This window comes from Serratia sp. HMSC15F11 (genome assembly GCF_001808215.1).
Lineage (GTDB): Bacteria > Pseudomonadota > Gammaproteobacteria > Enterobacterales > Enterobacteriaceae > Serratia > Serratia nevei.
Map to the genome: position 1 here is coordinate 42744 of NZ_KV792391.1, position 10560 is coordinate 53303.

At 63.8% G+C, this 10560-nt stretch carries 13 protein-coding genes; 6 read left to right on the top strand and 7 right to left on the bottom strand.

All coding sequences use genetic code 11. From position 1 onward, the window contains the following. The 3 genes from HMPREF3138_RS01585 to HMPREF3138_RS26615 form a co-directional block, all read left to right on the top strand. Positions 1–379, top strand: a 379-nt coding sequence (locus HMPREF3138_RS01585) for a DUF2878 family protein (RefSeq protein WP_070558763.1), incomplete at its 5' end; no start/stop codon positions are given. 109 nt (positions 380–488) lie between these two features. Beyond that, positions 489–1409 (top strand): drug/metabolite exporter YedA, encoded by a 921-nt coding sequence (gene yedA / locus HMPREF3138_RS01590; protein WP_038880594.1) that lies wholly within the window; start codon positions 489–491, stop codon positions 1407–1409. Between the two features lie 106 nt (positions 1410–1515). Then, the gene (locus HMPREF3138_RS26615; RefSeq protein WP_168166337.1) at positions 1516–1692 is read left to right on the top strand and encodes a hypothetical protein; all 177 of its coding nucleotides are present in this window, start codon (positions 1516–1518) and stop codon (positions 1690–1692) included. Here HMPREF3138_RS26615 and HMPREF3138_RS01595 read toward each other — a convergent pair. Next, entirely contained in the window at positions 1680–2591 is a 912-nt protein-coding gene (locus tag HMPREF3138_RS01595; protein WP_038880596.1) for a LysR family transcriptional regulator, read from the bottom strand. The genes HMPREF3138_RS26615 and HMPREF3138_RS01595 overlap by 13 nt on opposite strands. 98 nt (positions 2592–2689) lie before the next feature. On the opposite strand from HMPREF3138_RS01595, the gene HMPREF3138_RS01600 reads away from it, so the two are divergent. From HMPREF3138_RS01600 to HMPREF3138_RS01610, 3 genes are all read left to right on the top strand, one after another. Further along, positions 2690–2971, top strand: a complete 282-nt coding sequence (locus tag HMPREF3138_RS01600; protein WP_223294921.1) for a hypothetical protein — start codon at positions 2690–2692, stop codon at positions 2969–2971. Between the two features lie 83 nt (positions 2972–3054). Continuing rightward, the gene (locus tag HMPREF3138_RS01605; RefSeq protein WP_080213366.1) at positions 3055–3435 is read left to right on the top strand and encodes an HVO_A0114 family putative DNA-binding protein; all 381 of its coding nucleotides are present in this window, start codon (positions 3055–3057) and stop codon (positions 3433–3435) included. 106 nt (positions 3436–3541) lie between these two features. Further along, entirely contained in the window at positions 3542–4261 is a 720-nt protein-coding gene (locus tag HMPREF3138_RS01610; protein WP_070558765.1) for an SDR family oxidoreductase, read from the top strand. Between the two features lie 6 nt (positions 4262–4267). Here HMPREF3138_RS01610 and HMPREF3138_RS01615 read toward each other — a convergent pair whose 3' ends face one another. The 6 genes from HMPREF3138_RS01615 to HMPREF3138_RS01640 form a co-directional block, all read right to left on the bottom strand. Continuing rightward, on the bottom strand, positions 4268–5029 hold the full coding sequence (locus tag HMPREF3138_RS01615) for a phosphate/phosphite/phosphonate ABC transporter substrate-binding protein (RefSeq protein WP_077791553.1): 762 nt from the start codon (positions 5027–5029) through the stop codon (positions 4268–4270). Between the two features lie 28 nt (positions 5030–5057). Next, positions 5058–5831, bottom strand: a complete 774-nt coding sequence (locus HMPREF3138_RS01620) for an ABC transporter permease (protein ID WP_038880602.1) — start codon at positions 5829–5831, stop codon at positions 5058–5060. Next, positions 5828–6763 carry an ABC transporter ATP-binding protein gene (locus HMPREF3138_RS01625; protein WP_033637623.1) on the bottom strand — a complete coding sequence of 312 codons (936 nt, stop codon included), beginning with the start codon at positions 6761–6763 and terminating at the stop codon, positions 5828–5830. Before HMPREF3138_RS01625 ends, HMPREF3138_RS01620 begins: the two co-directional genes overlap by 4 nt. Beyond that, positions 6760–7914 carry an ABC transporter permease gene (locus HMPREF3138_RS01630; RefSeq protein ID WP_274534240.1) on the bottom strand — a complete coding sequence of 385 codons (1155 nt, stop codon included), beginning with the start codon at positions 7912–7914 and terminating at the stop codon, positions 6760–6762. Before HMPREF3138_RS01630 ends, HMPREF3138_RS01625 begins: the two co-directional genes overlap by 4 nt. A 67-nt stretch (positions 7915–7981) precedes the next feature. Next, complete coding sequence (locus HMPREF3138_RS01635; protein ID WP_038880609.1) at positions 7982–8911, bottom strand: glycine betaine ABC transporter substrate-binding protein OsmF; 930 nt, start codon at positions 8909–8911, stop codon at positions 7982–7984. Between the two features lie 40 nt (positions 8912–8951). Beyond that, positions 8952–9983: a fatty acid desaturase gene (locus tag HMPREF3138_RS01640; RefSeq protein WP_038880614.1), complete on the bottom strand. Its 1032-nt coding sequence runs from the start codon at positions 9981–9983 to the stop codon at positions 8952–8954. Positions 9984–10560: the final 577 nt, after the last annotated feature.

Sequence of the window (10560 nt, forward strand, 5' to 3'; positions counted from 1 at the left end):
GGCGCTGATTTTTACCCCCGCCGCCCGCCGCAAAGGCGCGGCCCTGGCTGCCTTGGGTGGCATCGGCATGGATGGGCTTTGGAGCTACAGCGGCGTGCTGCACTACAGCGGGCAACACGGCCTGCCGCTCTGGGCCATCGCGCTGTGGATCGGCTTCGGCTGCTGGTGGTATTGGCTGCTGGACGTGGTCAGAGCGGCCCCCTGGCCGCTGGCGGTGCTGGGCGCCGCCGTCGGCCCCTTCGCCTACGCCGTGTCCTGGAAGCTGGACGCCCTGCTGCCCGGCGTGCCGCCGGAGTTCATGCTGCTGCTGCTGGCGGTCGGCTGGTCGATTTATCTGCCCGCCGTCAGCTGGCTGCAGTGGAAACAACGGGACAGCTGAACGGCGGGCAGCGGCCGGGAAAAATAATGCCGCAGGCCATTGCTTATCGGTTGCCCGATCGGGTTTACTGAGCGTTCTAATAATAATCATCCCTGCAAAATACAATCCTATGCTTAGCCAACCAAGCCGTAGCGTCCTGCCGTTGATCGGGGCGTTGTTCACGTTATATATCGTTTGGGGTTCCACCTATTTCGTCATTCGCCTCGGCGTCGCGCAGTGGCCGCCGCTGATGATGGCCGGCATTCGCTTTCTGACCGCCGGCATCGTGCTGTTCAGCTTTCTGGCCTGGCGCGGCCACGCGCTGCCGACGCCGAAGCAGTGGCTGGCCGCCGGCGTCATCGGCATTCTGCTGCTGGCGGTGGGCAACGGCCTGGTGACGGTAGCGGAGCACCAACACGTACCGTCCGGCATCGCCGCGGTGATGGTGGCGACGGTGCCGCTGTTCACCCTCTGCTTCAGCCTGCTGTGGGGCATGCGCAACACCAAACTGGAATGGGCCGGCATCGCGCTCGGGCTGGTGGGCATCGTGCTGCTCAACACCGGCAACAACCTGGTGGGCAACCCGACCGGCGCGCTGCTCATTTTGCTGGCGTCGGCCAGCTGGGCCTTCGGCTCGGTATTGGGATCGCGCATCTCGCTGCCGGTCGGGCCGATGGCCGGCGCGGCGGAGATGCTGGTCGCCGGCGTGGTGTTATTGGTCGCCAGCCGGCTGAGCGGCGAACACCTCACTCAGTTGCCGAGCACCGGCGGCTTTCTGGCGCTGGGGTACCTGATCGTCTTCGGTTCGATGCTGGCGATCAGCGCCTATATGTTTTTGTTGAAGAACGTGCGCCCGGCGGTCGCCACCAGCTACGCCTACGTCAACCCGGTGGTGGCGGTGCTGCTCGGCATCGGCTTTGCCGGCGAATCGCTGGCGCCGCGCGAGTGGCTGGCGCTGGCGATCATCGTGGCGGCGGTGGTGCTGGTGACGCTGGGGAAATACCTGTTCGCCCGCCCGGCCCGCGTGCAGGCCATCGACAGCGAACGGTAGCGATCGCAAAAGGCGGTCTGTGGGCCGCCGTTAAAAACGATTCTTGTTTCACCCGGTGAAGGGGCTATAATTCCCGCTGTTCCAAGCAACCTGCGAAATTATTCCTATGCTGAAAAAAGCGTTCGTCATCGTCATCGCCCTGTGCGCCTTCGGTTCTTTGGGCGGCGTATTTCTCGCCGGGCTGAACATCTACACCCGTTCTACTACCCCGCACGAAGAAAGCGCGCCTGCCGGGAATGCCGCCGCCACGCCGGCGCAAACCGAAACCCTTCAGGCCAAGTGATCGTCCATCCAACGCTGGCAGCGCTGCTGTAAAAAGCGCTGCAGCTGCCTGACGCGTTCCGACACCTGCGAGCGATGCGGGCAGACCAGATTGATCGGTACCGCGTCGCTGCGCCATTCCGGCAGCAGTTGCACCAGCCGCCCGGCGCGAATATCCGCCACCACGTCGATCGCCGACTTGCGCACCACCCCGTGGCCGGCCAGCGCCCAGCGCCGCGCGATCTCGCCGTCATCGGTAAAATAGCTGCCGTTCAGCGGCACTTCGACCAGCTCCTCACCGCGCCATAGCCGCCATTCCACCTGCCGTTTGCCGCTGGGCTGATACACCAGAATGCTGTGCAGGGCCAGATCGGCCGGCGTTTGCGGCGCGCCGTGACGCCGCAGGTAATCCGGGCTGGCGCAGATCAACCGCCGGTGCTGCGGCAAGATAGGCAGCGCCACCAGCGAAGAGTCGGCCAGCGGCCCGAAACGCAACGCCACGTCTACCGGTTCGCGGAACAGATCGGCCTGCCGATCGTTGATCAGGAGCTGCAGCTGAATATGCGGATGCTGTTGCCGGAACTCGTCCAGCCAGCCCAAGAGCAGATTACGGCCGAAATCCGACGGCGCGGAAATCTGCAGCACCCCAGACAGCCCCTGGTGCTTTTCGCGGATCGCCTGCTCCCCTTCAGCCAACGCGCCCAGCGCCAGGCGCGCGCTGTCGAGATAGCGGGCGCCCTCCTCCGTCAACCGCAGGCTGCGGGTGGAACGTACCAGCAGCCGCGCGCCCAGCTGCTGTTCCAGCCTTTTCACCGCGATGCTGGCCGCCGCCGGCGTCATATCCAGCGCGCGCGCGGCGGCGGAAAAACTGCCGCCGTCCACCGTGCGGACAAACACCTCGAGATCGACAAATGAGGTCATGCGTTTCCCTTCTTGGAGAGCCGGTTTCACGGCGTAACGGGTTGACGATAAAACGCTCAATAGTTATGACTAGATCATAATAAATGAAGCTTTGATCAATGGATGAACACAATGGACCGGACTACATCCTTAGCCTGCACGGCACGCGGGTCAATCGTGAGGATGGCTATTGGTGGAAAATCGAGGCTTGGACGGTGACCCACACGGCCTTTATCCCTCACGGCATCCGTTACAATTTGACCTTGCATGATAACCACAATACCCGGTTTTTTAGCATAGATAACGCGCATGCCATTAAAACCCCTCGCAAAGGTAAATTTTCAGGCCGCGTCGTTTACGATCGCCAACATGACACCCCGACGGACAAAGGCTCACCCTAGGAGTTTCATTCCGCCTGTCAGTGGGTGGAAGATTTTTTTACCCGGATAGACGAAGTCATACGCAAGAGAGAAAACCGAGGTTGATGATGAAAGCACTGATTGGTGTGATGCCTGAAGAACTGATTCGCAAGCGCATACCGGCGATCGCGAAAGGGGAATACCAGCCGCAGGAACGTGAACCCAAAGTCTGGTTCACGTCGATGATTGCGCTGGCCCAGGTGCTCAGCAACGAGAATATCGCCCTGCTGCGTCTTATCGACACCGCCCGCCCCGAGACCATCAGCCAACTGGCCGAACTGTCCGGCCGGCAGGTCAGCAACCTGTCAACCACGCTGAAAACGCTGAGCGGGCACGGCCTGGTGGCACTGGAAAAACAGGGGCGCTCGGTAAAGCCCCGAGCGCTGTTTACCGATTTCGAAATTATCGTGGATCAGAAGTTAAATGCCCGCTTTAGCGCTGCGTGATATTTAAAAGATATTAATAAGTGTTTGTCAGCAAGGCCGATTGTTAGGTCATTTTCAATCAGGAAAGATAGATCCCGTTGAAACTTACCCTGAAAGAGGCCTTAGCATGACGATTCCCGACTCCCCCCTGAAACGACAAAAACTGGTGATCCTGGGCGGTACCAGCGGCATTGGCGCCGCGGTGGCCTACGCGGCGGCGGCGCACGGCGCTGAAGTGGTGCTGGCTTCGCGCCGCCTGCCCCACGCCGGGGAGCAGAACGACGCGCTGCGCCTGATGCAGGCCGACCTGACCGATGAAGCGTCGCTGCGCGCGCTGTTTACCGCCGTCGGTGCCTTCGACCATTTGGTGATCACCGCCGGGCCGCTGGTGGAGGCCAAGCCGCTGGCTGAAACGGCCATCCAACAGGCGCAGGCCGACTTTAACGTCAAATTCTGGGGCAGTTTGCGCGCGGTGCAGGCGGCGCTACCGACGCTGGCACCGCAGGGCTCCATCACCCTGACTTCAGGCCAGCTATCGCGTAAATACCTCGGCGGTCAGCTGGTCAAAACCGCCATCAACGCCGCGCTGGAAGCGGCCGGCAAACAGCTGGCGAAGGAGCTGGCACCGCGGCGGGGGAACGTGGTCAGCCCCGGCATCACCGCCACCGAAGCCTACGACGGCATGGGCGCCGCGCAGCGTCAGGCGCTGTTCGAGCGCGTGAGCGTCAGTCTGCCGGTCGGCAGAGTCGGCCAGGCGGCCGACGTCGCGGCAGGTTACCTGCTGGCGATGGAGAACGGCTTCGTGACCGGCAGCGTGATCGACATCGACGGCGGCGGCCTGTTGTAACGGCGGCTAGAGCGCCGTCACGCCCTGCGCGGCAGCCTGCTGTTCCAGCACGGTGATAATCTGGTAGGCCGAACGCGGCACCAGGCTGAAATCGCCGATCAGCAGGCGGTCGCTGACCGCCTCATCCAGCATCGCCCGGGCGCCGGCGCGCAGGATTTCCACCTGTTCCGGCGGCGTACCCGCCGCGGTGATCAGCGGCAGGCCGGGCACCGCCGCCGTGCGGCCGATGATTTTCAGCCCCTCCAGCGCCTGCGGCTGCGCGCGACGCAGCAGTTCCATGCTGATCGAATCGATGGCGGCGATATCCGCCTGCCCGCTGCGGATCAGCTTCAGCGACTGGTAATGTGCGCCGGAGGCAATCGCCGCACCAAAGAATTTCCCGTCCTGCGCCAGCGGTGCGATCAGCGCGCGCAGGCCGTTGTAGCCGGACTGGGAATCGGTGCTGTTATAGGCCACCGTCCGGCCGCGAAAGTCCGCCAGCCGTTCGCCGGGGTCACCCGCGCGCACCACCAGCCAACTGCGGTAATTCGGCCCGTCGCACCCTTCAACCCGGTAATGGTAGGTGCCGATCAGCTGCACCTGCGACAGGGTGCTGACCAACGGATAACCGCAGGTTTGGCTGAGCAGCAGATCGTCGCGCCGCCAGTGCTGCGCCAGATCGTCCGGCCAGCTGAGCCGTTCCGGCGCTGCCGGCAGCCCCAGCCGCAGCAGCTTGTCGCGCAATACCTGCCAGAAGGATTCGGCCTGCTCCCGGCCAACGCCGTACATCGGTAGAGACACCTGCATCATTTCCCCCTTACCCCGCCGGAGTGGTCGCCAGCGTCTGCTGACGCCAGGCGGTGAGATAACGCACCCAACGTTCGAACAGCATATCGGTGATAATAGCCAACAACGCCACCACCGCCGCGCCCTGGATCACATAGGCGGTGTTAAACCCGCTCAGACCGATAATGATCGGCGAGCCGAGGGTTTTGGTGCCGACGGTGGAAGCGATGGCCGCCGTGCCGATGTTAATGATCACCGACGTGCGGATCCCGGCGACGATCACCGGCGCCGCCAGCGGCAATTCGACCCGCCACAGAATTTGCCAGGCGCTCATCCCCACGCCGCGGGCAATCTCGCGCGTGGCGGGCGGCACCGATTCGATGCCCGCCAGCGTGCCCTGCAGGATCGGCAGCAGGCCGTACAATACCAGCGCAATGATCGCCGGCTGTTCGCTGAAGCCCATCACCGGCACCGCTACCGCCAGCACCGCCACCGGCGGGAAGGTCTGCCCCACCGCCACCACCGTTTCCACCAGCGAACGAAACTCCCGGCCGCTGCGCCGGGTCACGGCCACGCCGGCCGCCACGCCGAGAGCCACCGCGATCAGGCTGGAGATCGCCACCAGCGACAGGTGCGCCCCCACCAGCGCGATAAAGCTGTCCTGCTGATAAATGGGCCGCTCCAGATCGGGGAACCAGGCGGCGAACAGGCCGCGCAGATGATCCATGCCGAACACCAGCGCCAACAGCAGCGCCAGCGTCCAGAGCAGCGGATCGCGCAGCAGGCGCCAGACGCGCCCGCTCATGACAGCGCCTGTCCGGCGATCAGATCGTTGAAGTGCAACACCCCCAACGCTTCGCCCCGTTCATCCACCACCGGCAGGCAGTCGCTGCCGCGCGCCACAAACACCGACAGTGCCTCGCGCAGGCTCATGGCGGCGGCGATCGGCTCGCCCTCGGCGGCGCCGGGCCGCACCCGCTCCGCCACCGTTCCCAGCGACAGCAGCTTGATGCCGCGATCGCTGCGCCCGAAGAAATCCCGCACGAAGTCGTTGGCCGGCGCGGTCAGCAGCGCCAGCGGCGTGCCCTGTTGCACCACCCGCCCCTGATCGAGCAGCACCAGGCGATCCGCCAAGCCCAGCGCTTCATCGATGTCGTGCGTCACCAGCACGATGGTGCGGCCGGAGAGCTGATGGATGCGCGCAATCTCCGCCTGCAGCGCCGCACGGGTGACCGGATCCAGCGCGCCGAACGGTTCGTCCATCAGCAACACCTCGGGATCGGCGGCCAGCGCGCGCGCCACCCCCACCCGCTGCTGCTGCCCGCCGGACAGCTGGTGCGGATAGCGGCGGCGAAACAGATCCGGCTCCAGATGCAACAGCTCCAGCAGTTCGGTCACCCGATCGCGAATGCGCGCGCGCGGCCATTTCAGCAGCTGCGGCACGGTGGCGATGTTCTCCTCCACCGTCCAGTGCGGGAACAGGCCGATCGACTGGATCGCATAGCCCATGCGCCGCCGCAGATCCTGCGGTTTGAACGACTGGATCTCTTCGCCGGCAAAGAGAATCTTGCCCCGATCGTGTTCGATCAGGCGATTGATCATTTTTAACGTCGTGGACTTGCCGGAACCCGAGGTGCCGATCAACACGGTGAATTCGCCCTCGGCGATGTGCAGCGTGAGATCGTCGACCGCCGGCTTGCCCTGAAAAATTTTGCTGACTTGCTCAAAGTGAATCATCGGCGCGATACGTCCAGGATTGAAACCCAAAATTTAAACAGCGAATCGACGATGACCGCCATCATGACCACCGGGATCACCCCCAGCAAAACCAGATCCAGCGCGCTGCTGAGCAGCCCCTGGAACACGATGGCGCCAAAGCCGCCGGCGCCGATCAGCGCCGCCACCACCGCCATGCCGACGGTTTGCACCGCCAGGATGCGCACGCCGGTCAGGAACAGCGGCAGCGCCAACGGCAGCTGCACGCGCAGGAAGATCTGCCCGCGCGTCAGCCCCATGCCGGTGGCGGATTCGATCACCCCGGCCGGCACGCTTTGCAGCCCCGCCACCACGCTGCGCACCAGCGGCAACAGCGCGTACAGCACCAGCGCCACGATCGCCGGCGCCATGCCGATGCCGCTGACGCCGTGTTCCGCAAGCCAAGGCACCGCCGTCGCCAGCCCCGCCAATGGCGCGATCAGCAGGCCGAACAGCGCGATGGACGGCACGGTCTGGATAATGTTCAGCGCGGAGAAAATCGGCCGCTGCCAGCGTTCGGAGCGAAAACACAGCACCCCGAGCGGCACGCCGATCGCCAGCGCCGGTGCCATCGTCGCCAGCAGAATGGTCAGGTGCTGCAGCAGCGCGGCGTCAAACACCTCCTGGCGATTGTGGTACTCCTTCAGCAGCGACAGCTGATCGAGCTGATGCCCGAACAGCAGCAGCACCGGCGGCACCAGCACCAGCGCGTTGCCCAGCATGCGCCACAGGTGCAACGCGGTGATGCGCGCCATGGCGTCGGCGGCGATCAGCAGGCTCAGCGCCATCGTCAGCCAGCATCCGCTGCCCCAGGAGGTGCGCGCCAGGCGCGATCCCTCCTGCGCCAGGCGTTCGGCGGCCTGCCCGCTAATCCATAAGGCCAGCGTCAGCACCCCGCAGGCGGCCAGCGCCGCCAGCAGCGCCCGCCCCCGCGTCGGCGGCAACAGGCTGAGGATCGCCAATGCCGCCAGCGGCAACAGCAGCCACAGCGCCGGGCCGTGCAGCAGGGAGAACAAGGAGAGGCTTTTGCCCGACAACAGGCGATTGGGGGCATAACTGAGGAACGGCAGGCCGAAAGCGGCCAGCAGCAACAACATGAACAGCGTCAACAAGACGCGATGTTTTACGGCGATAGTCAAAGAAACGCTCCGGCTCCCTCGGTTTACCCCCTCTCCCGACGGCAGAGGGGGCACCTCGGCATTATCCCTTAACAAACCCTTTCTCTTTCAGGTAAGCGGCCGCCACCTGTTTGGCGTCCTGGCCTTCCACGGCGATCTGCGCGTTGAGTTTTTGCAGCGTCGGCCCGTCCAGCGAGGCGAACACCGGCTTGAGCAGCTCAGGCAGATTGGCGTGCGCCTTCAGCGCCGCTTCGCGCACGATCGGCGCCGGTGCGTAGATCGGCTGTACGCCTTTCGGATCCGCCAGGGTTTGCAGCCCCAGCGCCGCCACCGGGCCATCGGTGCCGTAGGCCATCGCCGCGTTGACGCCGGAGGTCTGCTCCGCCGCCGCCTTGATGGTCACCGCCGTGTCACCGCCGGCCAGGGACAGCAGCTGATCCTGATTCAGTTTGAAACCGTAGGCGTTCTGGAACGCCGGCAGCGCATCCGGCCGCTCGATGAATTCCGCCGAGGCCGCCAGCTTGAACTTGCCGCCGCCGTTGATCCACTTGCCGAGATCCGACAGCGTCTTCAGATGGTTGGCCTCCGCCACGTCCTGACGAATGGCGATGGTCCAGGTGTTGTTGGCCGGCGCCGCATCCAGCCAGACGATTTTGTTTTTGTCGTAGTCGAGCTGCTTCACCTTCTCGAAGCCGGCCTGGGCGTTCTTCCATGCCGGATCTTTCTCATCGGAAAAGAAAAACGCGCCGTTGCCGGTGTATTCCGGATAGATGTCGATCTCGCCGGACATAATGGCGCCGCGCAGCACCTTGGTGGTGCCGAGCTGCAGCTTGTTGGTGGTCTTGATGCCGTTGGCTTCCAGCACCTGCACGATGAGGTTGCCGAGCAGCGAACCTTCGGTATCGATCTTGGAGCCGACGCGCACCGAGTCGGCCGCCTGCGCCAGACCGCCGGTGGCCAGCAGGGCCAGCGCGACGGCAAAGGAACGTCCGCGTGATAAGGTGATTGCCATACTTTTCCTCTGGTTATACGTTTTCCGGCTCATGGGCCGGTTAGGTTGGAAAATCCTGAGAAACGCGCTTCCAGCGCGCAATAAATTTTTTCGTCGGCAGGGCATCGCCTTCTCCCTGCGGTTCATCGGCGCGCAACGGATGCACGCCAACGTCGATCGGCGTCAGGGCGTAATCGCGCAGCCACTCGCCGTAGCCTTGCGCGACAAATCCCTGGCTGCGCCGCTGATACGCCTCACGCTCCGCCAGATAGACGTCACGCAAACCATACCAAGGCAGGCCGGGCAAATCGTGATGCACTAAATGGTAGTTCAGATTGAGAAACAGCAGCCGCCACGGCCAGCCCGCCTCATTAATAATAGAACGTGCCTGCGGTGCGTCCACGGCGCGATGCTCAAAAAACGATCTTACCTTGGTCAGCGCCAGCGCCGGGTAGCTGATGGCCAGCAGGTAAAACGCCGCGCCGATACCCTGCGCCTGCAGCCAGTTCAGCAACATCGCCAACAGCGACAGGTGCACTCCCCACATCATCCAGGTACGCCACTCCCCAGAGGCAAGCGCTTTCACCGCCCCGGCCAGGGTCGCGGCGATATCCAGCGCCGGGCCGAGGAGCACCCGGCCGATCAGCGTATTGCGCACGGCGGCCAGCAGCGGCAGCAGGCGGGGATAGCGCCGCCACTGCGCGGCGCTGAAGTAATAACTTTCGGGATCTTCGTGCGGATCGGTCAGGTGGTCGTTGCGGTGATGGCGCAGATGCGAATCGCGATACAGCCCGTAGGGATACCACACCGCCAGCGGCAACAGGCCGAACAGCTGATTGACGCGCGGCCAGCGCGTCGGATGGCCGTGGATCAGCTCGTGTTGCAACGACATGTACCAGGCGGTCAGGAGAATCAACAGCGGCGCGCCAAGCCACGGGCCCAGCGTTTGCCACCCCAGCGCCACGGCGAACCAGCCGCCGTACACCGCCGCCATGATCCCCCAGGTGGGCAATTCCAGCCGCCAATGCCGGCGCCGATAAAGCTGCCTGATTCGTTCGCGCTGTTCGGGATGCAAATAGTGGGCATGGGACATGCTGCGGCTCGCGGTGAGAGATGTTCTCCCAGTATCCGCGAGCCGTAGCGACGTTCAAAATAACGAAAATGGCAAAGCTAAGTGAAAATTCAGCGGGTTGCGTACGCGTAAAAGCGAAAAAACGGGCCGCGCAGGCGGTAATATCAGTCAGTTAAACCTGACAGGCATTTTTTATCCCATCTTTGTGTGTTTCGTGTAGCCTGAATTGCCGTAAATGTTCCGCATTTCTCTGTTACTGCAATGAACGGCAATTGGAGGGGCCGAAGGCGCGGCCCCTCCACCCGCGCCTTCGCTTAACACCATCTGTCCGCTACGCGGATACCCTCGCCGCGTCTGCGTTGTCGGGCGGGTCGGCTGCGACAAACGTCCCTGTTAGTCTCGCCTCAACCGGCCTTCCCTGGCCGGTTGCCCCTGACAACGCCGTCTTGCTCGGCAGCCGGTGATGCGCGCCAAAGGTCAACCCCCGTGCTGGCAGCTACCGGGCAACCCGTGCTTTATGAGGTTATAGCAGAGAAGAGAAATCGGAGATGAGCACGGTATTGGATGCCCTTGAAGACGCCGAACGCAGGCATAGCGC